The sequence below is a fragment of the Aeromonas sp. S41-2 genome (genome assembly GCF_027705845.1).
GTDB lineage: Bacteria > Pseudomonadota > Gammaproteobacteria > Enterobacterales > Aeromonadaceae > Aeromonas > Aeromonas hydrophila.
Window position 1 is genome coordinate 19,778 of the sequence record NZ_JAPDCG010000005.1, and the last position, 25,549, is coordinate 45,326.

A 25,549-nucleotide genomic window follows, 5' to 3' on the forward strand; every position below is an offset into this window, starting at 1 on the left:
TGGTGTGCGGTTTTGTGGGGCTGTATAAGAGATTTGACGGGAAAAAGCAATCTTGTGAGCAAATTTGCCCGGCAGCCCGAACCACTTTGTTTCTTTATTTATTAATGCGAAGCCGAGCCGCGGGAAGCAACCGCTTTTTTATTTTTATGCTATATCCACCCTCTTTTTATATTTGAAACGACATAACCAACCGCTCTTGTAACATAACAAACCAGTTTCGTTATCAGCTTGTTACAAAAGACAAAATCTCCTTATAATGGCTGCATCCCGCAGCATTGTGCGCGGAAGGAACCGCTACCCATATAAAAATCGAAAGGATGTACTCAATGAAGCACTTCGAGGTCAACTTCGACGGCCTGGTCGGCCCGACTCACAACTATGCCGGCTTGTCCTATGGCAACGTCGCCTCCCAGAACAATGCCAAGGAGGCGTCCAATCCGAAGGAGGCGGCCAAGCAGGGTCTGCGCAAGATGAAGGCACTGACCGAGCTCGGCATGACCCAGGGAGTGCTGGCCCCGCAGGAGCGACCGGATCTCGCCACCCTGCGCCGCCTCGGCTTCACCGGCAACGATGCCAGCGTGCTGGCCCAGGCCGCCAAGCAGGCCCCCGCCGTGCTGGCCGCCTGCTATTCGGCCTCCAGCATGTGGACCGCCAACGCCGCCACCGTCTCCCCGAGTGCCGATACCCAGGATGGCCGCATCCACTTCACCCCCGCCAACCTGACTAACAAGTTTCACCGCTCCCTCGAGCCCGAGGTGACCGGTCGCATCCTGCGCGCCGTGTTCAACAACGACCGCCACTTCTATCACCATCAGCACCTGCCGGAGAACGACCACTTCGGTGACGAGGGGGCCGCCAACCACACCCGGCTGTGCCGCGCCTACGGCGAGTCCGGGGTCGAGCTGTTCGTCTATGGCCGCAGCGCCTTCGACGTCTCCCAGCCTGCCCCCAAACGCTACCCGGCCCGCCAGACCCTGGAAGCGAGCCAGGCCATCGCCCGCCTGCACGGCCTGGGGGACGAGAGCGCGGTCTTCATCCAGCAGAACCCGGATGTCATCGATCAGGGAGTGTTCCACAACGACGTGATCGCGGTGGGCAACCAGAACGTGCTGTTCTTCCACCAGCAGGCGTTTCTCAATACCGCCTCGGCGCTGGCCGAGGTGCGCACCAAGTTCGGCGACGGCGAGCTGCACTTCATCGAGGTGCCGACTGCCGAAGTGTCGGTGCAGGATGCGGTGAAGTCCTATCTGTTCAACACCCAGATCCTCACCCTGCCGTCCGGCGAGATGGCGATCATCGCCCCCACCGAATGTCGCGACAACCCGGCGGTATCCACCTATCTGGCCAAGCTGGTGACCCTGGGTACCCCGATCAAGGGGGTGCACTACATGGACGTGAAGCAGAGCATGCGCAACGGTGGCGGCCCCGCCTGCCTGCGGCTGCGGGTGGCGATGAACGACACCGAGCTCGCTGCGGTCAACCCGGCCTGCCTCATCACCGACAGCCAGTTTGCCCGCCTTGATGGCTGGGTTGATCGCCACTACCGCGACAGCCTGGCGCTGGACGACCTGCGGGATCCGGCGCTGGTCATGGAGTCCCGCACCGCGCTGGACGAGCTGACCCAGATCCTCAAACTCGGCTCCGTCTACCCGTTCCAGCGCTGAGACGCGCCATCGGCCTGCAGCGCCGACCCCATCAAAAAAGCCGGGCAAGTGCCCGGCTTTTTTGATTTGATTTTACGTTGCCCTAACTCAGCGCCAGGGGCCCTGCTGCCACAGCCGACCAAGACCAGACTCCAGCGCCACGGCGGCCTGCTGACCGAGCTTCTGGGTCAGGCTTTTTGGCTTGCTGTAGCGAATGCCGACCACCTTGTGCTGGCTGGCCTGGGCCAGCAGATAGTCATCGCTGGTGCAGAGGCTGTCCACCAGCCCGAGCTGCTTGGCCTGGCTCGCCAGCCAGTGCTCGCCGGTGGTGACGCTGTCGATGTCGAGGTTGGGTCTGTGCTCGGCCACGAATGCCTTGAAGCGCTCGTGGATGGCACCCAGCTCCTCGCGAAACTTCTCGCGCCCCTGATCGTCGTTCTCGCCGAACATGGTGATGGTGCGCTTGTACTGGCCGGCGGTGTGCATCTCGAACTCGATGTCGTGCTTTTTGAGCAGCTTGTTGAAGTTCGGCAGCTGGGCGATCACCCCGATGGAGCCGACAATGGCAAACGGCGCCGCCAGGATCTGATCCGCCACGCAGGCCATCATGTAGCCGCCGCTCGCCGCCACCTTGTCGATGGCCACGGTCAGCTTGATGTCACGATCCCGCAGCCGCTGCAGCTGGGAGGCAGCTAGGCCGTAGCCGTGCACCACGCCACCGCCGGATTCGAGCCGCAGCAGCACCTCGTCGCCCGGCTGGGCCACCCCTATCACGGCGCTCACCTCTTCACGCAGGGAGGCCACCTCCTTGGCATCCATGCTGCCGTGAAAATCGATGACGAACAGCCGGCTGCGCGCATCTTCGCTCTTGGCCCGCGCCTTGTGCTCGGCCTTGCGCGCCTTCTCCAGCTGCTTGCGCTCCGCCTTGCCGGCCAGCGCGGCCTGCAACTGGTGACGTCCCTGCTCCAGCTCGCTGGAGAGATCGGTCACCACCAGCTCCCCCTTGCGGGATTTGGGCTGACGGCTGCTCACCACCATCAGGATGACGGCGCCGATGGCGAGCAGTAGGGTGAGGGTCTTGGCCAGGAACAGGCCGTATTCGGTCAAAAATGCCACTTGATGCTCCACTGGTGTGCCCCGGGGGGACGATTTTTTCACATTCTAGGGAGTTTGCCCGGTGTGCGCAAAAACTCTGCGTCAACCCGTCAAAAATGCCAATCGACAATCACAACCCCTCTGATTTATTCACATTTTTGCCATCTCATACTGGTCAAACGCCGTGCGGGATCAGTACACTTGCCCCTCTATTTGCCGCGCGCATCTGCCACGAATTGTTAACAGGAGTTGTCATGTTCAACTATCAGGCCCCCCGGGATCTGCTCAAGGACAAGGTCATTCTGGTCACGGGTGCCGGTGACGGCATCGGCCGCGAAGCGGCGCTCACCTATGCGGCCCACGGCGCCACCGTGATCCTGCTCGGCCGCACCAGCGCCAAGCTGGAGGCGGTCTACGACCAGATTGAGGCCGCCGGCCATCCGCTGCCCGCTATCGTGCCGGTGGATCTGAAGGGGGCGACCAAGAGCCACTACCTTGGCATGGCCGAGACCTTCGCCCAGCAGTTCGGCCGCCTCGACGGCGTGCTGTTCAACGCCGGCCTGCTCGGCACCCTGTCACCGTTCGAACACATCCAGGAGCAGGAGTGGGACGAAGTGATGCAGGTCAACGTCAAATCCGAATTCCTGCTGACCCAGGCGCTGCTGCCGCTCATCCGCCAGACCGCCAAGGAGCAGGGCGATGCCTCCATCGTCTACACCTCCTCTAGCGTGGGCCGCAAGGGCCGCGCCTACTGGGGCACCTATGCCATCTCCAAGTTCGCCATCGAAGGCATGATGGAAGTGCTGGCGGACGAGCTGGAAAATACCGGTGTGCGGGTCAATACCCTCAACCCGGGCGGCACCCGCACCAAGATGCGGGCCAGCGCCTTCCCGGCCGAAGATCCGATGAACCTCAAGACCCCCGCCGACCTGATGCCGCTCTATCTCTATCTGATGGGCGCGGACAGCCGGGGCAAAACCGGCCAGACCTTTGTGGCCCAGCCCAAATAAATCAACAAAATAACCGCAACCCTGCTCCGCATGGGGTTACATTCAATAGGGTGCCGTCGGCACCCTGTTGCAACATCCGCTCCCTTATCAGGTTGAGATATGTTTCGTCCCAAGAGCACGTTTGAGCAATGGCGGATCTTTCAGGCCGTGGTGGACTGTGGCGGCTACGCCCAGGCCGCCGAGGCACTGAACAAGAGCCAATCCTCTCTCAATCATGCGGTAGCCAAGCTGCAGCAGAGTCTGGGTGTGGCTCTGCTGGAGGTGAGAGGGCGCAAGGCGGTATTGACGCCGGCGGGGGAGATCTTCCTCAAGCGGGCCCGTCAGCTCAGCCAGCAGGTGGAAGAGCTGGAGAACCTGGCCAACAACCTGGAGCGGCAGTGGGAGCCGCAGATCAACCTCTATGTGTCGGTGCTGCAGCCGCGCGAGCGACTCTATCGGGCGCTGGCCAACTTCTATCCCCGCAGCCGGGGCTGCCGGGTCAATCTGCACGAGCGCATCCACTGCCACTTCAACGCCCTGCAGGTGGGGGATCTGATGCTCTCCGAACACCTGCCCCACGATCGCACCGGCCTGCCGCTGGACGAGGTGTGCCTGCTGCCGCTCTGCTCGGCCGAGCACCCGCTCGCCACTCAAGGCGGCGCCATCGCCGCCGAGGAGCTGGCCAGCCACAACCAGATCAGCCTGCATCCCCCCATTCACCGCTCGGTAGACTGGAACGACGCGGACGACACCGGCTGGAAGGCGACCCACTACCACGAGGTGATCGCCATGCTCAAGCTCGGCCTCGGCTATGCCTGGCTGCCGCGCCACCTGGTGCAGGAAGAGCTGACAAGCGGCGCCCTGGTACCGCTGGATCTGGCGAGCGGCAACGAGCGCCACCTCTATACCTATCTGCTGACTCCGTCGGCCGATGCGCTGGGCCCGGCCACCGAGCTGCTGCTGCGCTGCCTGCGCAACGAATACCAGAACGACAACGACCGCTAGAGCGCCTCCCCGCCGCCATCAGACAGTGAGGCGGGCCGACCCGCTCGCCCCCTCAACCCCTCCGCTTTCAGACGTTCGGCACCCGCCAGCAGGCGGCCAGCGCCAGCAGCGCCAAGCCCATGGCCACCATGAAGACCCCGTGGAAGCTCCAGATCTCCGCCACAGTCCCGGCGATCGCCCCCGCCATGATGGAGCCGGTACGGATGCTGTTGGCGAACAGGGTGGTCGCCACCCCGGCGCGACCCGGCATCAGATCCTGGAAGTAGGACATGCCGATGCCGGCGACGATGCCGATGAAGATGGCGTTGAGCAGTTGCAGCGCAATGAGGGCATGCTGGCTCGACAGGGTCACCAGCCCCACGTAGAAGCCGACTCCGGCCAGCACCGCCAGCAGCATCATGGGGCGCTTGCCAAAGCGCTGGGTGTAGTGGCCCGCCAGCAGCATGAAGGGGATCTCGAGAGCCGCCGCCGTGCCCATCAGCACCCCGGCCAGCTTCTCCTCCAGCCCCAGCTCGCGGGTGATGTAGAGCGGCATGTTGATGAGGTACATGCTGTTGCAGGTCCACATCAGGGTGGAGGCGATGAAGAGCGCCCGCACCGACGGATCCCGCCAGCTGCTGACCCGCTCCACCTCGCTGTCCATCACCGGCAGCGGCAGCGAGGGCAGCCAGCGCCACACCACGAAGGCGCAGAGCAGATAGGCCACTGCGGAGGCGAGGTACATCACCTCAAAGCCGTAGCCGATGGCCAGCGCGAAGGCGATGGGCGGCCCTATCACCCAGGCCAGCGAGAACTGGGCCCGCAGCACCGAGCTGAACATGTCGGCCCGCTTGTTGCGGCTGTCGGCGTATTCACGCGCCAGCGCGAACAGCTGGGGACTGGCGGTGGCGGCCAGGCTCGCCAGCAACACCCCCAAGCTCACCAGCAACCAGTACTGCCGGTTCCAGGCGAACAGCAGGGAGAGCACCACGCCGGCGAAACAGCAGCGCAGGATCAGCCGCTTGCGATCCCCCTTGTTGTCGGAGCGATGGCCGAGCCACTGGCTGATCAGGATGCCGATCACCGCGTTGACGGTATAGAAGAGCCCCACCAGGAAGGGACGCACCTGCACCTCCTCGGCCAGGAACAGGCTCAAGGTGGGCACCTGCAGTGCCACCGCCACCCCGGTCATAAAGGTCACGGCCAGAAAAGAGAGAGAGACGGGGTCCGTCCTGTTGCGAGCGGCGGTCAGCAAGCGCATAGAATTACCACTGATTGGAGGGAAGAAAACTGGCCAAAATTCGGCAAGTGCATGAAATGGCGTCGCTTATTTTATGTCATTATCAAGAGCCACCTCAAGGCTTGCGACCCCGTCCCCGACCCCGTACAGTGAAAGCCCACTGGCCAGCATAAGGATTTCACATGTTTGATTTTGACCGGGAAATAGATCGCAGCGGCACCATGAGCCTGAAATGGGACAAGTACAAGGGACAGGACGTGCTGCCCATGTGGGTTGCCGACACCGACTTCGTCTCCCCCCCTGCCGTCATCGAGGCCCTCACCCAACGGGTCGCTCACGGCATCTTCGGCTACTCGCGCCCCTCTCCCCGGCTGATCGAACTCATTATCGCGCGGCTGGCCAGCCGCTATGGCTGGACCATCCAGCCCGAGTGGATCGTCTTCCTGCCCGGCGTGGTGCCCGGTCTCAACCTCGCCTGCAAGGCCTGGAGCCAGCACGGCCGTGGCATCATCACTCCCAAGCCGGTCTACTACCCCTTCCTGCAGGCGCCGGGCTTCAACGACCGGCCGCTGCTCACCGTGCCCATGGTGGAAGAGGCCGGTCGCTGGGTGCTGGATATCGAGGAGCTGGAGCGCCAGGCGCCGGCGGCAGATCTGCTGCTGCTGTGCAACCCGCACAACCCGGGCGGCACCGTGTTCACCCGCGAGGAGCTGCTCGCCATCGACGCCATCGCCGAGCGCCACAATCTGGTGATCTGCTCCGATGAAATTCACTGCGACCTGCTGCTGGACAAGGACGCCCGCCACATCCCCTACGGCGCCATCAGCCCGGCGGCGGCCCAGCGCTCGGCGGTGATGATGGCCCCGAGCAAGACCTTCAATATCGCCGGGCTCTGCTGCTCCTTCGCGGTGGTGCCCAATGCCCGTCTGCGCCTCAAGCTGCAGCAGGCGATGCGCGGCATCAGTGCCGACGTCAACCTGCTGGGCTTCGTGGCGGCAGAGGCGGCCTACGAAGGCGGCGAGCAGTGGCTCAGCGAACAGCTCGACTACCTGGCCGCCAACCTGTCCCTGATCGAGCAGGCAGTCGCCCGCTGGCCCGGCATCGAGCTGGCGCGCCACCAGGCCACCTACCTCGCCTGGATCGACATGAGCGCGCTCGGGCTGGACGACCCCATCGCCTTCTTCGAGCAGGCCGGGGTGGGGCTCTCCCCCGGTGCCCAGTTTGGTGACGGCCAGTTCGTGCGGCTCAACTTCGGCTGCACCCGGGCCCGCCTCGTCGAGGCGCTGGCCCGCATGGAGAAGGCCATTCTGGCGCGCTGATCACGCGCGTTCTCCCTCATGGCCTCACCCTATGGGCAGTGGCGGGGCCGGCAGCAGCCGGCCCCGCAATATATTGAAGTCAGCCAGATCCGTATCCGATCGCAATAGGGTATATTTTGGCAACATGCCGCCACGGCCCCGCAACCCGGGATGTCGATGGCGCCGAATACGGTGCAGTGCCGCCGCCAGCAGCTGGCGCGGCCGAATGCCAACCGGGATGGGCCAGCCCCATCCCTTTTATCAGCCATTGATCCGGTTCACTATGCCCCAACCAGCCTTGCACCCTCTGCCGACTCTGCTTCGCCGCACCCTGCCCTGGCTGGCAGCGGCCCTGGCGCTGCCCCTGCAGGCAGCCACGCCTGCCTATCTCACCATCGGCACAGGCCCACTCAACGGCGTCTACTACCCGACCGGTGGCGCCATTTGCCGGCTGCTCAATCAAGAGACGGCCAGCCATGGCCTGCACTGCTCGGTGCAGAGCACCTCCGGCTCCCTTGCCAACCTGAAGGCGCTGCATCAAGGGAAAGTGCAGCTGGCGCTGGTGCAGTCCGATGTGGTGCACCACGCCGCCCACAGCACCGGCCCCTTCATGGGTCAGGCGCCCGACGACCAGCTGCGCAGCCTCTATCGGCTTCATCAGGAGTCGCTGACCCTGCTCGCCAGCACCAACAGCAGCATCAACACCCTGGCCGACATCGAGGGCAAGCGGGTCGATCTGGGCAACCCGGGCTCCGGCGAGCACATCACCAGCCAGGCCCTGCTCGATGCCATGGGCTGGCAGGCCAAGAGCTTTGCCCCCGTCATCCCCGCCGCGGCCAACAACCGGCTGGAGGGGCTCTGTGACGGCACCCTGGACGCCGCCTTCGTGGTAGCGGGCCACCCCAACCAGGCCATCGGCGATCTCACCGGCCGCTGCAAGGCGCGCCTCATCCCCATCGAAGGGGAGCAGGTCGACGCGCTGCTCAAACAGCATCCCTACTATCAGCGCAGCCGCATCGGCGCCAACCTCTACCCGGGCCAGCCGAGCGGCGTCAACACCTTCGCCGTCACCGCCGAGCTGGTGGCGCTGGCCAGCCTGCCAGAGGGCGAAGTGCGCACCGTGCGCGACGTGCTAAGCGGGCGACTCAAGCAGTTCACCCGCCTCCATCCGGCCCTCACCGCCCTCACCCTGGAGGGAATGCAGGCGGAGGCGGAAGTACCGCGCCACGCCGGCATGGCGGATGCCCCGCCCGCCCCTGCCCTGCTGCCCGAAGCCCTAAGCCCGGCTCCAGCCACCTCGGAGGCCCTGGCAACCTCAGCGGCGCAGCCCACCGAAGTGGAACGCCCCGCCGGTGAGGACGCGAAGCAACCTGCCGGCGAGACGGGCGCCCCCTCCCCGGAAGGCGCGCCCGCCCCCTCGTCCGGGCAGACCCCTGGCGCCCTGCTGCCGACCCCCTCGGCAGCCACAACTACCCAGCCGGGCGCCAGTAGCGTGCTCGAAGGGGCCGCCGTGGAGCAGGGCGGCAAGCTGACGGGCACGGCCACACCAAGCCCCTCTGCCGTGATGAGCGGGGAACAACCCGCCTCGCCAGAGCCCTCTGAGCCAGCAACGGCCGCACCAAGCGCCGCCTCACCGACCGGGGACGGCGTGCCAGCCCAGTAAGACCGCCAAACAGCCACAACGACAGAGGCCACCCAAGGGTGGCCTCTTTTTGTTTCGATATTGGGTGGGCTCAAGCCCTGGCGTCCGGCAACGGCTGCGGGCGCTGGATCTCCTGCTCCACCCAGTGCAAAAGTTGCTTGATGGCCCGCGACAGCACCTGGTTCTGGCGCACCACGTACCCCAAGCTGGTGCCGGGAAAGTCGGTGAGCCGGGTCACCGGGGCGGTCAGCTTGAGCCGCGGGTGAATGGAGAAGTCCGGCACTATGGCCACCCCGAAACCCGCCTCGGCCCAGTCGAGCTGGGCGTCCACGCTGCCCACCTCCATGATGCGGCAGCTGGGCAGACCGAGCAGCGGCAAAGAGGGGTCGATGAGCGCCCGGGTGCGGGTGTCGTGGCCCAGCAGGATCAGGGTCGGCTCGTCGAGGGGATCGCTCTCCCCCGCCTTCGCCCGCGCCTGCCAACGAGCGAGGCCGTGGCCCAGCGCGCACCAGGTCACCTGCTGCAGCTCGGTGTAGAACAGCGGCTCGCTGCGCTTTTGCGCCATCACGAAGCCCAGATCCGCCTTGCCCGCCTTGACCAGCTCCGCCGCCTGATCCGAAGTGGTGTTGAACAGGGTGAGGTCGATGCCGGGGAACTCCTGTTTGAAGCGCTGAAAGGGCTGAATGAGCAGCAGGCGCGAGATGATGTCGCTGGCGGCGATGGCCAGCGTTCCCTGGCTCAGCTGGTTGAGGGCGTTGAGATCGGACTGGCAGAGCTGCAGCTCAGCGATGGCGCGCTCGGCGCTTTGCAGCAGCCGCTCGCCGGCCTGGGTCAGCCGAAACGGGCTGCGCTCGATGAGTTTGACCCGGGTAGCCTGCTCCAGATTCTTGAGGTGCAGGCTCACATTGGGCTGGGTCATGTGCAGTTCGGTGGCGGTCTGGCCGAAGTGCTGCAGCCGGGCCAGGGTGACGAAGGTGTGCAGCCAGTGAATATCCAGCATGGGGATCCTCTTGTGCCGCCACGGCCGCACTGGCCCCTGAGGGGGACATAGGCACGGCAGCGGGGCGGTTTGCCGATAAATTCACCGCAATTATATGACTCTCTTATCGGAATTATAAAGATAATTAATTTTTCTAATCCTCCTGAGCCTCCTAGGATGATCGCCTAACGTCTTAGGAGAAAGAGTCATGTCGTCTATCGTAGTCGTAGGTGCCAACTGGGGTGATGAAGGCAAAGGCCGTATCGTGGATTATCTGGCAGGCCAAGCAGGCGCCAGCATTCGCTTCCAGGGCGGCAACAACGCCGGCCATACCGTCGTCAACGACCTTGGCACCTTCAAGCTGCACCAGGTTCCGAGCGGTGTATTCAACCCGGATTGCCTGGTCGTGCTCGGCCCTGGCATGGTGATCAGCCCCGAGAAACTGACCGTTGAGCTGGACGAAGTGAAAGCCTCCGGCGTCACTCCCAAGCTGGCCATCTCTGATCGCGCCACCCTCTGCCTGCCGCTGCACGCCATGGAAGATACCCTGGAAGAGCAGCGCCTGGGCGACGGCGCCTACGGTTCCACCCGTCAGGGCATCGCTCCCGCCTATGGCGATCGCGTCATGAAGAAAGCGATCCTGGTGGGCTGGCTGAAGCAGCCGGAAGTACTGGTCGAGCGCATTCAATTCTTCCTCGACTGGAAACTGCCGCAACTTAAAGCGCTCTACCCGACCTTCGAATTCAACCAGACCGCCCAGGAGATGGCCGACTGGCTGCTGGAAGTGTCCGCACCCTGGATCGACTCCGTCTGCAACGTCAGCATGCCGCTCAAAGCGCTGCAGGCCGAAGGCAAGACCCTGCTGTTCGAAGCCCAGCTGGGCGCCGGCCGTGACCTCATCTACGGCGAATACCCCTGGGTGACCTCCTCCCACGTGTCCGGCGCCTATGCCGGCATCGGTGGCGGCCTGCCGGGTCTGCGTCCCGAGCGCATCATCGCCGTCGCCAAGGCGTTCAGCACCTCCGTCGGTACCGGCACCCTGCTGACCGCCATGGAGAACCAGGACGAGTTCCGCAAGATCGCCAACGAGTTCGGCGCCACCACCGGTCGTCCCCGCGATGTCGGCTACTTCGATGCCGTCGCCACCAAGAACGGTGTCGAGCTGCAGGCTGCCAACGAAGTGGCGCTGACCAAGCTGGACTGCCTGACCGGTCTGCCGGATCTGAAGATCTGCGTCGCCTACGAAGGTGCCCACACCGAGAACCCGATCTGGCCGCAAACTGCCGGTCTGAAGCCGGTTTACGAAGTGATGGAAAGCTGGAACGAAGACATCACCGGCTGCCGTACCTTCGCCGAGCTGCCCAAAGCGGCTCAGCAGTACGTACTGCGCATCGAAGAGCTGCTGGGCGTACCGGTGCCGATGGTCTCCGTCGGCCCGGGCCGTGACGAGATGATCCTGCGCTAAGTCGCGCGATCAGCTGTCAGCACAGTAAAAAACCGGCATCCAAGATGCCGGTTTTTTTATGCCCGGGCGCGCCACCCGCTTTCAAAGCAATTAACACAACGACTCATATCATGGCAGCAAGCAGGCCACTTTGAGCTGTTGGGTCACTCACCTTCTCCCCCTCTTCGCTAGACTGATCCCATCATCCACCGAGGAGCCTCACCATGAAGATTGCCAAGCGTACCACCCTGCTCTCCCTGCTGTGCGTGGCGGCCCTGCCCACCAGTGCCATGACCCTAAAGAGCAGCGACATCCACGAAGGCCAGCTGATGGACAAGACCTTCAGCTTCAACGGCTTTGGCTGCAGCGGTGACAACCGCTCGCCCCAGCTGAGCTGGCAGGACCTGCCTGCCGGCACCAAGAGTGTCGCCATCACCGCCTATGACCCCGATGCCCCCACCGGCAGCGGCTGGTGGCACTGGCTGGTGGTGAACCTGCCGGCCAGTCAGAGCGAGCTGCCGAGCAACGCCTCCGGCAAGCTCAAGCAGGGGCTGGAGCTTAAGACCGACTTCGGCAGCCAGGGTTACGGCGGCCCCTGCCCGCCCGCCGGCCACGGCATGCACCGCTACCAGTTCACCGCCTGGGCCCTGCCCCAGGCCCTGGAGGTGAAGGCAGACACCCCGCCCGCCATGGTAGGCTACATGCTCAACAGCATGGTCCTTGGCAAGGCCACCCTGACCGCCACCTTCGTCACCCCCTAGGAGCCAGCCGGATGAGCACGCCGCTGCTGCAACTGCACCACTATCTCGGGATCCGCCAGCAGCCGCTGCACCGGGTGCTCATCTACGCCCCCACCATCATCTGGGTGGAGCAGGGTCACAAGCAGTTGTGGTGGCAGGAGAAGCGCCTGGCATTCGATCAGGCGAGCTGGCTGCTGATCCCGGCCGGTCACCAGCTCACCTTCGTCAACCAGCCGGAGCAGGGCAAGTTTCGCTCCCGCGCGCTGACCCTGCTGACCCCGCCCCCCGTCGAATGGCTCGGCGCCGCCCAGGCCGGCCCGCTCAGGGAGCCGCGCCTGACGGTCAGTCCGGCGCTGGCTTTCTGTTTCGAGCTGGTCTGCTCCATGGCGGATCAGCGACTCCATGAGGCCACCCAGGCCCAGCTGCTGCAGGGCTTCTATGCCGAGCTGCAGGCCGCCGGCGGGCTCGACCTGCTGTTTCCCGCCCATGCCATGACCCTCGGCGAGCGGCTGGCCCGCTACCTTGGGGTGGAGCCGGGCGCCGATCACACCCTGGAGGGGGTCGCACCGCACTTCGCCATGAGCCGCGCCTCCATGGCGCGCAAGCTGGCCGCCGAGGGGCGCAGCTTTCGCCAGCTGCTGACCCAGGTGCGCATGAGCCACGCCCTCACCCTGCTACAGCAGGGGCTGGCGCCGCTGGAGACGGCCCTCGCCTGTGGCTACGACTCCCCCAGCCGCTTTGCCGCCCGCTTCAAGCAGGAGTTCGGCCTGACCCCCTATCAATACCTGCGTACCTGCCCCTCCTCCCTCTCGCTGACTGCCGCCAGACAAGTAAATAGTTACTAAAATATCGAATTATGTAACCTCGTGTAACCGGGTGATCCGGCTCACACCAGCCCCTCCTGCACTGTGACGCAGCGCCAATAATCCCGTCAAAATCACCCTATAATGGCTCTCGCAAACGATTTCACTAAAACAAACACTAAAAAACACCTTCCTTAACCTACAAAAACTGTCATTGGAGCGAGAGATGTTTCGTAAAAGTTTACTATCCGTTACCCTGAGCGTCGCCCTGTTCGGCCTCACTGCCTGCAACGGCAATGACTCCAGCAGCCCAGCCGCCCCCAGCGCCACCCTGGCGAACCAGTATCAGAACGTGATCGACCGCAGCGGCACCCCGCTCCAGTTCCGTGACTTTGACAGCTACTCCAACCTCAAATACAACCCGCTGCTCGATCTCGGCGCCTGGCACGGCTTCCTGCTGCCCGCCAGCGACAGCGAATGGGGCGGCTTTACCGGCCCCATGGTCATCGCCGAGGAGTACAGCCTGTTCTTCGCAAGCGAATTGGACAAGCTGACCCTGAGCGACGAGAGCGGCCGCGCCTTCCCGCTCACCAGCGCCAGCAAGCAGGCGCTGTACGCCATCCCGGGGGCGCTGGTGCAGCGCTTCGAATTTGACCCCTTCACCCTGGAGCTGGAGCTGCGCTATGGCGATGCCCGCACTGCGCTGGTTCGCACCCGCCTCATCAACCACACTGACGCCCCCCTCCCCCTCAAGCTCAACTGGCAGGGGGAGCTGCTCAACCAGTGGGATGCCAACAAGACGGTCGCCGAGCAGTACCCCGCCTGGACCCGCACCATCAGCCAGACCGAGCGCGGCGTGGCATTCCAGTTCGGCAAACTGCGCAGCACCTGGAACATCATGCAAAGCGGCAGCGCCAGCTACCGCATCGATCGCACCCTGCCCAGTCGCACCACCCTCGACGAACAGGGGCTCGGCTACGTGAGCGAGGCCAGCCTCACCCTGGCCGCCAAGGGCCAGCAGGATATCTACACCCTGCAGAGCTATGTCCACAGCAGTGCTGAAGCGAGTCGTTTCGAGCAGAGCCGCCAGGCGCTGCTGGCCGACCCCGCCAGCCATTTCGACGACTCCATCCGCCGCTGGGAGGATTACCTGGCGCGCGGCCTCTCCAATCAGGGGATCCCGGAATCGGAGCGGCGCATCGCGGTCAAGGCGATGGAGACCCTCAACGGCAACTGGCGCTCACCGGCCGGCGCCATCCTGCACGACGGGGTGACCCCCTCCAACACCGCTCGCTGGTTCGACGGGGTCTGGGCTTGGGACAGCTGGAAGCACGCCTACGCCATGGCCCACTTCAACCCCGAGGTAGCCAAGAACAACGTGCGCGCCATGTATGACTACCAGATCCAGGCCGATGACCCGGTCCGGCCGCAGGATGCCGGCATGGTGATCGACGCCGTCTTCTACAACAAGCTCGCCGATCGCGGCGGCGACGGTGGCAACTGGAACGAGCGCGATACCAAGCCGCCCCTCTCCGCCTGGGCCATCTGGGAGATCTACAGCGCCACCCAGGACAAGGCCTTCATCGCCGAGATGTATCCGAAGATCCAGGCCTATCACGACTGGTGGTATCGGGCGCGGGACAACAACCGCAACGGCATCATCGAATACGGCGCCACCCGCCACGTCGAGCACAACGACGAGTTCGGCAACATCACCTTCAAGGTGCAGTACCCGACGGGGGCACCGGCCGGGCTGGATCTGTCGAGCTGTACCAATGAGGGAGATGGCTGGTATGGCTGCGCCGGCATGGCGCTCTATCAGCAGGTATTGAGCGTTGGCGGCTACGCCGACATGGATATCGGCGCCCAGCACGGGGCCGGCTGGGAGTCCGGCATGGACAACGCCGCCCGCTTCGGCTTTATCGAACCGGAGCAGCTCAAGCGCTATGCCGACAAGACCTATGGCGGCGACATGGCCAAGGCGCGCCAGGACTGGAACGTCTTCTTCTTCGAAAACCACCAGGACGACGGCAGCCTCATCGGCTTCTCCATCGATCAGGAGTCGGTGGAACTCAACGCCTTCCTCGCCAAGGAGAAACGCATCCTGGCCGACATGGCCGAGCTGCTCGGCAAGCCGGACGAGGCGAGCCGCTATCGCGAAGGGGCGACCCAGCTGGCCGGCTATATCAACAGCTGCCTGTTCGATGAGGCCTCCGGCTTCTATTACGACCGCCAGATAGCCCAGGGGGATCTGCCCGACGCCAACGGCTGCGTCGGCAAGCTGTTGACCGCCCGCGGCCGTGGCCCGGAAGGGTGGAGCCCGCTCTGGGCCGAGGTGGCAGACAAGGAGAAGGCGGCGCGGGTGCGCGAAGTGATGCTCAATGCCCAGGAGTTCAACACCAAGGTGCCGCTCGGCACGGCGGCGCTGACCAACCCGGCCTACGACCCCGACATCTACTGGCGCGGCCGGGTCTGGCTGGATCAGTTCTACTTCGGGATGAAGGGGCTGGAGAACTACGGCTATCGCAGCGATGCCCAGCAGCTCGTCAACAAGCTGTTTGCCAACGCCGAGGGGCTGGCGGGCAGCGGCCCCATCCGCGAGAACTACAACCCGGAGACCGGCGCCATGCAGGGGGCCAGCAACTTCAGCTGGAGCTCGGCCCACCTCTACATGCTCTATCGCAACTTCCTGAAAACCGAGGGCTGATCCCTATCAGCAGAAATAAGCCAACAAAAAGGCCTCCGCAAGGGAGGCCTTTCTTATGGCGGCGCCAAAGGTGGCGACTTACTTGACGGTCACCCGGGCAAACTTGCGCTTGCCGACCTGGTAGACGGCGGTACCGGCACCGATGAGTGCCTTGCCATCGTCCAGCTTCTCGCCATCAACCTTCACCGCGCCCTGCTTGATCATCCGCAGTGCTTCGGAGGTGGTGGCCACCAGATCGGCGTCTTTGAGCAGGTTGGCGATGGCCAGCCCTTCGCCTTCCAGTGCCAGCTCGACTTCCGGCATTTCGTCCGGAATGGCGTTCTTGGAGAAGCGCTGGGTGAAGTCTTCGTGGGCCGCTTCGGCCGCCGCCTCGTCGTGATAACGGGCGATGATCTCCTTGGCCAGCCAGATCTTCACGTCGCGCGGGTTGAGGGTGCCGGCAGCGATGCCCGCCTTGAACTCTTCGATTTCAGCCAGCGGACGGAAGGAGAGCAGTTCGTAGTAGTTCCACATCAGATCGTCGGTGATGGACATGATCTTGCCGAACATCTCGCCCGGGGCGTCGTGCACGCCGATGTAGTTGGCAGCGGACTTGGACATCTTCTTGACGCCGTCCAGGCCCACCAGCAGCGGCATCATCAGCACGCACTGGGTCGCCATGCCGGCATCTTTTTGCAGCTCGCGGCCCATCAGCAGGTTGAACTTCTGATCGGTACCGCCGAGCTCAACGTCCGCCTTCAGCGCGACCGAGTCATAGCCTTGCAGCAGCGGATAGAGGAATTCGTGAATGGCGATGGACTGGCCGTTGCTGTAGCGCTTCTTGAAGTCGTCGCGCTCCATCATGCGGGCCACGGTCTGCTTGGCCGCCAGCTTGATCATGCCGGTCGCGCCCAACTCGCTCAGCCAGGTCGAGTTGTACTCGATGCGGGTCTTGGCGGGATCGAGGATCTTGAACGCCTGCTCGGCATAGGTGAGGGCGTTGTGCTTGATGGCCTCTTCGGAGAGCGGCGGACGGGTGGCGTTCTTGCCGGACGGGTCACCCACCATGGCGGTGAAGTCACCGATCAGCAGGATCACTTCATGGCCCAGATCCTGGAAGGTCTTCAGCTTGTTGAGGATCACGGTATGACCCAGATGAATGTCGGGAGCCGTCGGGTCCATCCCCAACTTGATGCGCAGCGGGCGCCCTTCCTTCAACTTGGCGACCAGTTCTTCTTCCACCAGAATTTCTTCCGCTCCGCGCTTGATCTCGGCTAGCGCCACCTCGAGCTGGGACATTTTTTGACTCTCCAATCACGATTCCACAGGGCCAGACATATTACTGGAATGGCGGGCCAATTGGAAAGGCGGTAAACTCCGACATTCTTCCCGGCTCAACTTCGTCTGCTTCTCATGGTCATTTGGCACGCCTTCAACTCTCTCCCTCACTGGCACCGCAAGATGGTGCTGATCCTGAGCATCATGGTGATGATGCTGGCGGCCTGGCCCAGCGAACAGGCGGTCGCGACCCGGGTCGATGACAACGGCAACGAGCTGGCCATGGAGCAGCAGGTCGACGAGGAGGCGCTGCTGGCCGAAGCCAAGCCCGTCGCCCCGCCCAAGCCGAGCTACATCACCAAGCAGGTGAAGGTACGCAGCGGTGACAACATGGGGGTCATCTTCCAGCGCCTCGGCCTCAGCACCACGGATCTGCACCTGATCGATCAGCTCGAGGGCACGGATACCCTGCGCCTGCTCAAGCCGGGCCAGGAGCTCACCTTCAAGCTCACCAAGGGCGGCGAGCTGCACAGCCTCTACTACCCCCACAGCCTGGAGCAGGCGCTCAAGGTGAGCCGCAAGGCCGACAGCTTCGTGGCCAGACCGGTCAAGCTCGAACTCGACACCCGCGAACAAGTGGCCAAGGGCGAGATCCGCTCCAGCTTCTGGGGCGCCGCCGTCGACGCCGGCATGACCGAGGATCAGATCATGGACTTGGCCGCCATCTTCGGTTGGGACATCGACTTCGCCCAGGACCTGCAGCCGGGCGACAGCTTCCGGGTGGTCTACGAAGAGAAGTACCAGGATGACGAGCGGGTTGCCTCCGGCGACATCCTGGCCGCCGAGTTCGTCAACCAGGGTGCCACCTATCGCGCCGTGCTGAACGAGGACGGCAACTACTACACCCCGGATGGCAAGGCGATGCGCAAGAGCTTCCTGCGCGCGCCGGTCAACTTCAAATACATCAGCTCCAACTTCAATCCGCGCCGGCTGCACCCGGTCACCGGCAAGGTGCGCCCCCACAACGGCATCGACTACGTGGCGCCGGTGGGCACCCCCATCATGGCGGCGGGCTCAGGCAGCGTGGTGGCCGCCGGCTACAACCAGTTCAACGGCAACTACGTCTTCATCAAACACGCCGGCAACTACGTGACCAAGTACCTGCACCTCTCCAAGCGCACCGTCAACAAGGGGCAGCGCGTGAAACAGGGCCAGACCATCGGCAATCTGGGGGGGACCGGACGGGTCACCGGGCCACACCTGCACTATGAGTTCGTGGTGGGCGGCGTGCACAAGAACCCGCGCACCCTCAACCTGCCACAGGCGGAGACGCTGAGCGGACGGGCGCTGGCCAACTTCAAGGCGCAGGCCATGCCCCAGCTGGCCAAGCTGGACAGCCCGGAGCTGCAGCTGGCCCAGAACAAGCGGGCCAACGGCGGCAGCTGAGCCACCATGCCAGAGACCCACAAGGAGCAGTCATGAGCGAGCGTTATATAGGTTTGATGCCGGGCACCAGAATACGGCATGGAATCGAGGCCGCTTCCTCCTCACGTACTATTTCCCGACCTGCAAGTAAGGAAGCCTGATGACTGAACGCTATATAGGCTTGATGTCCGGTACCAGCATGGATGGTATCGACGCCGTGCTGGTGACGATGGATAGGGAAGCATTTCGAGTAGAGGCGGCGCTGTGCCACTCCTGGCCAGCGGAGACCGCGCACGAGCTGCACGCCCTCTGCACCCCGGGCAACAACGAGATCGACCGCATGGGGGTGGCCGACAACCTAGTCGCCCGCGAGTTTGCCGCCGCCACCCACGCCCTGCTGGCCAAGGCGGGGCTGACTCCCAAAGATATTCGCGCCCTCGGCAGCCACGGCCAGACCATCCGCCACCGCCCCCAGCTCGGCTTTACCCTGCAGATCGGCAACGCAGCCCTGCTGGCGGCGCTGACCGGCATCGATGTGGTGGCCGACTTTCGCACCATGGACATGGCCCTCGGCGGTCAGGGGGCGCCGCTGGTGCCCGCCTTCCATCAGGCCTTCTTTGCCCGCCCCGGCGCCCTGCGGGTGGTGCTCAACCTCGGCGGCATCGCCAATATCTCGGTGCTGCCGGGCCAGGCAGACGGCGTCTATGGCTTTGATACCGGCCCGGCCAACACCCTGCTCGACGGCTGGTATCGCCGCCATCACCCCCAGGGTGCCGGCTACGATGCCGGCGGCCAGTGGGCGGCCAGCGGCAGGCTTGTCCCTGCACTGCTGGAGCAGTTGCTGGCTCACCCCTACTTTGCCGCCCCCCACCCCAAGAGCACCGGACGGGAGATGTTCACCCTCGACTGGCTCGATGGCGAGCTGGCCGGCCACGCCCATGCCCCGGCAGATGTGCAGCGCACCCTGCAGGCGCTCACCTGCCACAGCATCGCCCGCCAGCTGCCCGTACTAGCTGATGCGCAGAGCCGGCCCGAGCTGTATGTCTGCGGCGGCGGCGCCCATAACGGCCCGCTGCTGGCGGAGCTGGCCAGCCTGCTGCCCGGCTGGCGCATTGCCAACACGGCCGAGCTGGGGATCGCCCCCGACTGGATGGAAGGCGCGGCGTTTGCCTGGCTGGCGCAGCGCTTTATCCACCGCCAACCCGGCAACCTGCCGGCTGTCACCGGTGCCAGCCGCCCGGCGATACTGGGTGCCCTTTATCCTGCCTGAGCCAATAAAGCAGGGCCGTCACGCGACGGCCCTGCGGTTTTATTCCTTGCCTGATTTCCTGCCTGCTCTGCCAGTCCCTCTTGCGAGGTGGATACGCTATCGGCGGCTCACCGCCTCCAGCAGGGTAGTGGCGGCCAGCTTGCCGAGCGGATTGCCGGCCAGCGGGCTGTCACCGGTCAGCAGATTGCGATCCCGGCACACCTCCCCCGAGATGCCGCTGTTGACGATCTCAAACCCCATCCCCTTGAGCCGCTCGCCAAATTTCCAGGTGAGCCGGCCCGGCATGTAGCCGATCGCCGGTGTCTGCTCATCCAGCGCATCGGGGAAGGCGCAGATCCGGTAGCCGGCGAAGGTGTGCGGATTGGCTACCGCCAGCAAGGCCGCCGGCCCGTGGCAGAGGGTGATGATGAAACGCTCGTGGGCCATCGCCCACTCCAGCAGCGCCTTGACCTCGGCACTCTCGGGCAGCCCCAGCAGGGCGCCGTGCCCGCCGGGAATGAACACGCCGAGGTAGTCGGAATCGGGGGCCTGCACCCGCGCCAGCAGATCCGCCAGTTTGGCGGGCTGGCGGAACTGCCCCTGGTATTTGCCATAGAGCCCCACCACCGCCTCATCCTCCGTCGGCATGGCCCACCACTCGAACTTGACCGGATTGCCCGACAGGGTGGCCACCTCAAAGGCAAAGCCTGCCTTGTCGAGGTGATACATGGGCAGCAGGGTTTCCACCGGATGGTTGCCGGTAGAAAACAGGGTACCGTTATCGGTGGGCAGATAGCGCTCATCGGCCCCGATCAGCAGGATCTTCCAGCGGCCGCCGCGATAGGGGGCGGGATAGTCGGCCCCCGCCAGATCCGACTTGCGCGAAGTGAACTGGCTCAATGAATAGGGGGAAGGGAAAAAGGCATTCTGCTCCGCCGGATCCGGGGTCGGTTGCCTGTCGTCAATCAGCTTCTCGGTCATGGGACTCTCTCCATCATGGGTTGACTCGCTCTCACAGTATTGGCTGCCAGGGGCCGGGTAAATGCGCAGCGCCCTTACCTCAGACTGGCAGCTCACGCATCGCGCCCGCGCAGCCAGGCCCTGTTCGCAGCGCTGAAAATATATGGCATATGCAGGGTTCCATCCTGCCCGTCTGGTTGCCGCATCCGGCAGTGAACGGCGCCCCTCATTTCCATCCGCTCTTGCCACTCCAGCTTATTGCCATGCAGATGGGCTGAATGTTATTTCAATGGCTCGCTTGCGACTCACTTCAGGCATATTTTTGGCCTTATGAAAAGCCCTTCACCAGGCCGAAAAATAAATAGCTATGCAAAACCGGGATAATATCCTGCAAGTTGGTCAGAATCATTAACCTGGAATTTACAGCTGGTAACCTGAACCGACGCAAATAAAGGCGCCATCAGCCGCCTGCATGGCAAAAAGTGGGAGCGCCATCACCTTTATTGGTCATTCTGGTCATGCATTGAATAGCAAAGTGAATATATTTCACTCTGTTGAGCCACCTCATAGAAACCGGATCCCGGTTTGCATCCGCTGGCGAACGCCCCCTAGAATCCTCCCGTCTGAATCATCAAGCCGATTTATTTCTCCCTTATCCGTTTGCACGCGCCGGCGGCACCGGCACAAGGCTTTACACAGTGATGACCATGGTCCCTTGCCCCGTCACCCTGCGGCGGGAACGGGCAACTGTTGCCGCCATCATGGGTATCGCCCTGCGTGACGCATTCGGCCAGGGAAGAGCAACGCGGCCTGACCCTACATCAAAAACGAAAAAGGAGTATCGCCATGAGTGGTACCATCATCAAGTCAGCCAGAAATACCGCCAATGCACCGCAGGATCTGAGCCCCAGCACCCAGAGCGTGGCGTTCTCCCACTACAACAATATCTCTGCCCAGCTGCCGGTCGACCCGAAAACGGGCGCACTGGTCGCAGGGGATATCAAGGCGCAGGCCAGACAGTGCCTCACCAACATCAAGGCCATCGTCGAGAGCATCGATCATGTGATGGATGACGTGGTCAAAATCACGGTGTTTCTCAAAGAGATTGCCGATCTCGACGCGGTCAACGCCGTCTATGGCGAGTTCTTCCCCCACCTGCTGCCGACCCGCACCGTGCTGGCGGTGGCCGGTCTGCCGCTCGGCGCCGCCGTGCAGATGGACGCGCTCATCTCCAACGGCGAAGGCACCTTCCCGCAGGCCCCCTGCCCGCTGCTGAAGCTCTCCCGCAACAGCAACAAGGCGCCGCAGGATCCACTCTCGACCCACACCGTCGCCTTCTCCCACTACAACAATATCGGTGCCCAGCTGCCGGTCGATGCCGCGTCGGGCCAGCTGGTCGCCGGTGGCATCCAGCAGCAGGCTGGCCAGTGCCTGCGCAACATCAAGCACGTGCTGGAGAGCATCGATGTACCGTTTGACGATATCGTCAAGGTCACCGTCTATCTGACCAGCCTGGCCGATCTGGACGCCGTCAACGAGGTCTACACCACCTTCTTCCCGGACTCCGCCATTGCCCGTGCCGTCGCCTACCTGCCGGCGCGCAGCGTGATCGTGGCCTCCGCCCTGCCGCTGGGCGCCCGGGTGCAGATGGATGCGGTCATCTCCCACGGTGACGGCACCCCGCCACAGCTGGTGGAAGACAGACACAATCTGGTGATCAGCGCCCGCAATACCGACAAGGCGCCGAGAAGCCCGCTGCACACCCAGACCGTCGCCTTCTCCCACTACAACCACATCGCCGGCCAGCTGCCGGTTGATCTGGCCACCGGCAAGATCCTGACCGGTTGTGTCAAGGAGCAGACCGCCCAGTGCCTCGGCCATATCAAGACCATCGTCGAGAGCATCGGCCACGTGATGGACGATATCGTCAAGGTCAATATCCAGGTGAAGAACATCGCGGATCTGGCGGAGGTAGATGCCATCTACACCAAATATTTCCCGGCCTATCTGCCCGCCCGCACCGTGATTGCCGTCAGCGAGCTGCCCGCCGGCGCTCTGGTGCAGATTGATGCGGTGATGTCCAACGCGGAAAGCACCCCGCCGCAGGCATAAGACATGCCCTGAATAATAAAAAGAGACCGGCTATATGCCGGTCTCTTTTTTGGTAACAGGAAGGATATTATTTTTATGGCATCGACACAGATGCGCGAACGTTCGATGACGCTTCGCTAATCGAACCTGCGGGCCAATAACACGCTATCGAATATGGTGCTTGAGTTCAGCTTCCCACTGTTTGAACAATGTAAAGTCACCCTCGGCTCGACTCTTGGCTGCCGTGAACCATTGCACCCCTACCTCATCAGAATGTCTGAATTCCAACCTGAATTCATACTTGGTACTTATCACCAGTGCCAGACATGCACCAATCAAAAATGCAATAGCAGGAAGAATCCATGTAATAACCTGACCTTGTGCATCCGTTGGCACGAATATGAAAAGTAAACTGGAAGCAATGGCCCCCAACATAATCATATTGAGTATTTTGTCTTTCCAGGAAAGTACCCTGACCTGTACATTCGATATTCTTCCCAGATCGTAACTGTCCTTATTTACTTGTAGTTTCTGTGCTGACTGATTGATGACAATGGAACAAGACATGGGAAACTCCATTTCAGATATATGTCACATGACATTTTTATAATCAAGAACTCTTCATGAAAAACTGACCGCCATCCCGACAACCCTGCTGCATGACACCAAGCAGCCAGCAACCATCAAATAGCCCGAACGTTGCTAACCAGGCTTGTTCAATGGACGCTACCGAATATTGGTTTATGCCTTGTAATGACGGGGGTAAGCCGCCCAGCATGGTATCGTATGACGCCAAATTTGAAAGCAAATTCAAAAGAAAAAGCGAGATTGATCAAGTAATCGATCTGAATACCTCCCGTATCGGCTCACACGCTATTTCGTCATACCCAAGCTGCCATAAAAAACGCCCCCCATCTTGCGATGGAGGGCGTTTTATCGTTCCGGCTATTGGGCCAGAGTGGCCCAACGTTTAGGAATTATAGGGGCTGTTACAGGGACTCTGCGGTCGCAACCACGTTTTCCACGGTAAAGCCGAATTCCTTGAACAGCAGCTCGGCCGGTGCAGACTCACCGAAGGTGGTCATACCGATGATCTTGCCGCCGAAACCGACGTACTTGTACCAGTAGTCGGCGATGCCGGCTTCGATCGCCACACGCTTGGTGACGGAGGCTGGCAGGACGGACTCTTTGTACTCGGCAGACTGAGCATCGAACACGTCGGTGGCCGGCATAGAGACCACGCGCACGGCACGGCCCTTGGCAGTCAGCTGCTCATAGGCGGCAACGGCCAGTTCCACTTCGGAACCGGTGGCGATCAGGATCAGCTCAGGCTTGCCGGCGCAATCCTTCAGCACGTAGCCACCCTTGGCGGTGTCGGCCAGCTGCTGGGCGCTGCGGTCCATCTGGGCCAGGTTCTGACGAGAGAAGATCAGCGCAGTCGGGCCGTCGGTACGCTCGATGGCGTGCTTCCAGGCGATGGCGGATTCAACCTGGTCACACGGACGCCAGGTGCTCATGTTCGGGGTCAGACGCAGGGAAGCGATCTGCTCGACCGGCTGGTGAGTCGGGCCATCTTCACCCAGACCGATGGAGTCGTGGGTGTAAACGAAGATGGCGCGCTGCTTCATCAGGGCGGCCATGCGCAGGGCGTTGCGGGCGTATTCCATGAACATCAGGAAGGTGGCGCCGTAGGGGATGAAACCACCGTGCAGGGCGATACCGTTCATGATGGCGGACATGCCAAACTCGCGTACACCGTAGTGGATGTAGTTGCCGGAGGCATCGTCGTTGGTCAGGGACTTGGAGCCGGACCACATGGTCAGGTTGGACGGTGCCAGGTCGGCAGAGCCACCCATGAACTCCGGCAGCAGCTTGCCGAAGGCTTCCAGCGAGTTCTGGGAGGCTTTGCGGGTCGCGATCTTGGCCGGGTTGGCTTGCAGGGTTTCGATGATCTTGGCGGATTCAGCGGCCCAGTTGGCCGGCAGCTCGCCAGCGGTACGGCGCTTGAATTCGGCAGCCAGGGTCGGGTGAGCAGCTTCATAGGCGGCGAACTTGGCAGCCCAGTCGGCTTCCAGTTTGGCGCCCTTCTCCTGACCGTTCCACTCGGCAGCGATGTCGGACGGGATAACGAACGGCGCGTGGTCCCACTTCAGGAAGGCACGGGCGGCGGCGATCTCGTCGTTGCCCAGCGGTGAGCCGTGGCAGTCGTGGGAACCGGACTTGTTCGGGGAACCGTAACCGATGATGGTGCGGCAGCAGATCAGGGTCGGCTTGCCGGTCTCGGCCTTGGCGGCTTCGATGGCAGCGTTGATCGCTTCCGGGCTGTGGCCGTCAACGGCGGCAATCACGTGCCAGCCGTAAGCTTCGAAGCGCTTGACGGTGTCGTCGGTGAACCAGCCTTCCACGTGACCGTCGATGGAGATGCCGTTGTCATCCCAGAACGCGATCAATTTGCCCAGTTGCAGGGTACCGGCCAGGGAGCAGGCTTCGTGGGAGATACCTTCCATCAGGCAGCCGTCGCCCATGAAGGCGTAGGTGTAGTGGTCGACGATGTCGTGACCCGGCTGGTTGAACTGCTCGGCCATGGCCTTCTCGGCGATCGCCATGCCGACGGCATTGGTGATGCCCTGACCCAGCGGACCGGTCGTGGTTTCAACGCCCGGCGCGTAACCGTACTCCGGGTGACCCGGGGTGCGAGAGTGCAGCTGGCGGAAGTTTTTCAGATCGTCGATGGAGAGGTCATAACCGGAGAGGTGCAGCAGGGAGTACAGCAGCATGGAGCCGTGGCCGTTGGAGAGAATGAAACGGTCGCGGTCGGCCCACTTGGGGTTGTTCGGGTTATGTTTGAGGTGGCTGCGCCACAACACTTCGGCGATATCCGCCATTCCCATGGGGGCGCCCGGGTGACCGGAGTTGGCTTTTTGAACGGCATCCATACTCAATGCGCGAATGGCATTGGCAAGCTCTTTACGAGAAGGCATCTGTATCTCCTGCGATTGCTTC

General features: G+C 63.0%; 19 protein-coding genes. 12 read left to right on the forward strand and 7 right to left on the reverse strand.

Translation table 11 applies throughout. The annotated features are described in order from the left end of the window. Positions 1-326 precede the first annotated feature (326 nt). Positions 327-1,664 carry an N-succinylarginine dihydrolase gene (gene astB / locus OKC44_RS12900; protein ID WP_270813242.1) on the forward strand — a complete coding sequence of 446 codons (1,338 nt, stop codon included), beginning with the start codon at positions 327-329 and terminating at the stop codon, positions 1,662-1,664. Positions 1,665-1,751: 87 nt separating this feature from the next. Here astB and sohB read toward each other — a convergent pair whose 3' ends face one another. Next, positions 1,752-2,759: a protease SohB gene (gene sohB, locus OKC44_RS12905; RefSeq protein WP_042065667.1), complete on the reverse strand. Its 1,008-nt coding sequence runs from the start codon at positions 2,757-2,759 to the stop codon at positions 1,752-1,754. Positions 2,760-2,992: 233 nt separating this feature from the next. Between sohB and OKC44_RS12910 the strand changes: the two genes are divergently transcribed. Further along, positions 2,993-3,748 carry a YciK family oxidoreductase gene (locus OKC44_RS12910; protein ID WP_016351568.1) on the forward strand — a complete coding sequence of 252 codons (756 nt, stop codon included), beginning with the start codon at positions 2,993-2,995 and terminating at the stop codon, positions 3,746-3,748. Between the two features lie 99 nt (positions 3,749-3,847). Further along, on the forward strand, positions 3,848-4,732 hold the full coding sequence (locus tag OKC44_RS12915; RefSeq protein WP_016351569.1) for a LysR family transcriptional regulator: 885 nt from the start codon (positions 3,848-3,850) through the stop codon (positions 4,730-4,732). A gap of 67 nt (positions 4,733-4,799) precedes the next feature. Here OKC44_RS12915 and OKC44_RS12920 read toward each other — a convergent pair whose 3' ends face one another. Continuing rightward, a complete protein-coding gene (locus OKC44_RS12920) occupies positions 4,800-5,972 on the reverse strand; it encodes an MFS transporter (RefSeq protein ID WP_005303290.1) in 1,173 nt (390 codons plus the stop codon). A gap of 161 nt (positions 5,973-6,133) precedes the next feature. Here OKC44_RS12920 and OKC44_RS12925 point away from each other — a divergent pair, with 161 nt between their 5' ends. Both OKC44_RS12925 and OKC44_RS12930 read left to right on the forward strand, forming a co-directional pair. Further along, positions 6,134-7,270 carry a MalY/PatB family protein gene (locus OKC44_RS12925; RefSeq protein WP_270813245.1) on the forward strand — a complete coding sequence of 379 codons (1,137 nt, stop codon included), beginning with the start codon at positions 6,134-6,136 and terminating at the stop codon, positions 7,268-7,270. Positions 7,271-7,532: 262 nt separating this feature from the next. Continuing rightward, positions 7,533-8,912, forward strand: a complete 1,380-nt coding sequence (locus OKC44_RS12930) for a TAXI family TRAP transporter solute-binding subunit (RefSeq protein ID WP_270813247.1) — start codon at positions 7,533-7,535, stop codon at positions 8,910-8,912. 70 nt (positions 8,913-8,982) lie between these two features. On the opposite strand, the gene OKC44_RS12935 is transcribed toward OKC44_RS12930, so the two are convergent. Beyond that, a complete protein-coding gene (locus OKC44_RS12935; RefSeq protein ID WP_011706900.1) occupies positions 8,983-9,891 on the reverse strand; it encodes a LysR family transcriptional regulator in 909 nt (302 codons plus the stop codon). A 187-nt stretch (positions 9,892-10,078) separates the two neighbouring features. On the opposite strand from OKC44_RS12935, the gene OKC44_RS12940 reads away from it, so the two are divergent. From OKC44_RS12940 to ygjK, 4 genes are all read left to right on the forward strand, one after another. Then, on the forward strand, positions 10,079-11,335 hold the full coding sequence (locus OKC44_RS12940; RefSeq protein WP_270813249.1) for an adenylosuccinate synthetase: 1,257 nt from the start codon (positions 10,079-10,081) through the stop codon (positions 11,333-11,335). A 203-nt stretch (positions 11,336-11,538) separates the two neighbouring features. Then, on the forward strand, positions 11,539-12,075 hold the full coding sequence (locus tag OKC44_RS12945; protein WP_270813251.1) for a YbhB/YbcL family Raf kinase inhibitor-like protein: 537 nt from the start codon (positions 11,539-11,541) through the stop codon (positions 12,073-12,075). An 11-nt stretch (positions 12,076-12,086) separates the two neighbouring features. Continuing rightward, a complete protein-coding gene (locus OKC44_RS12950) occupies positions 12,087-12,899 on the forward strand; it encodes a helix-turn-helix transcriptional regulator (protein ID WP_270813252.1) in 813 nt (270 codons plus the stop codon). 184 nt (positions 12,900-13,083) lie between these two features. Beyond that, a complete protein-coding gene (gene ygjK, locus OKC44_RS12955; RefSeq protein ID WP_270813255.1) occupies positions 13,084-15,564 on the forward strand; it encodes an alpha-glucosidase in 2,481 nt (826 codons plus the stop codon). 78 nt (positions 15,565-15,642) lie between these two features. Here the strand turns inward: ygjK and tyrS are convergent, their stop codons facing one another. Then, a complete protein-coding gene (gene tyrS / locus OKC44_RS12960; protein ID WP_005303305.1) occupies positions 15,643-16,842 on the reverse strand; it encodes a tyrosine--tRNA ligase in 1,200 nt (399 codons plus the stop codon). A 114-nt stretch (positions 16,843-16,956) separates the two neighbouring features. Here tyrS and OKC44_RS12965 point away from each other — a divergent pair, with 114 nt between their 5' ends. After that, entirely contained in the window at positions 16,957-18,267 is a 1,311-nt protein-coding gene (locus OKC44_RS12965) for a peptidoglycan DD-metalloendopeptidase family protein (protein WP_043119306.1), read from the forward strand. A 139-nt stretch (positions 18,268-18,406) separates the two neighbouring features. Continuing rightward, complete coding sequence (locus tag OKC44_RS12970; RefSeq protein WP_270813259.1) at positions 18,407-19,516, forward strand: anhydro-N-acetylmuramic acid kinase; 1,110 nt, start codon at positions 18,407-18,409, stop codon at positions 19,514-19,516. 96 nt (positions 19,517-19,612) lie between these two features. Here OKC44_RS12970 and hchA read toward each other — a convergent pair whose 3' ends face one another. Next, positions 19,613-20,476 (reverse strand): glyoxalase III HchA, encoded by an 864-nt coding sequence (gene hchA / locus OKC44_RS12975; protein WP_101150285.1) that lies wholly within the window; start codon positions 20,474-20,476, stop codon positions 19,613-19,615. A gap of 825 nt (positions 20,477-21,301) precedes the next feature. On the opposite strand from hchA, the gene OKC44_RS12980 reads away from it, so the two are divergent. After that, the gene (locus tag OKC44_RS12980; protein ID WP_270813264.1) at positions 21,302-22,567 is read left to right on the forward strand and encodes a RidA family protein; all 1,266 of its coding nucleotides are present in this window, start codon (positions 21,302-21,304) and stop codon (positions 22,565-22,567) included. Positions 22,568-22,711: 144 nt separating this feature from the next. Here OKC44_RS12980 and OKC44_RS12985 read toward each other — a convergent pair whose 3' ends face one another. Beyond that, on the reverse strand, positions 22,712-23,113 hold the full coding sequence (locus tag OKC44_RS12985) for a hypothetical protein (RefSeq protein ID WP_024945982.1): 402 nt from the start codon (positions 23,111-23,113) through the stop codon (positions 22,712-22,714). A gap of 422 nt (positions 23,114-23,535) precedes the next feature. Next, complete coding sequence (gene tkt / locus OKC44_RS12990; protein ID WP_016351585.1) at positions 23,536-25,527, reverse strand: transketolase; 1,992 nt, start codon at positions 25,525-25,527, stop codon at positions 23,536-23,538. Positions 25,528-25,549: the final 22 nt, after the last annotated feature.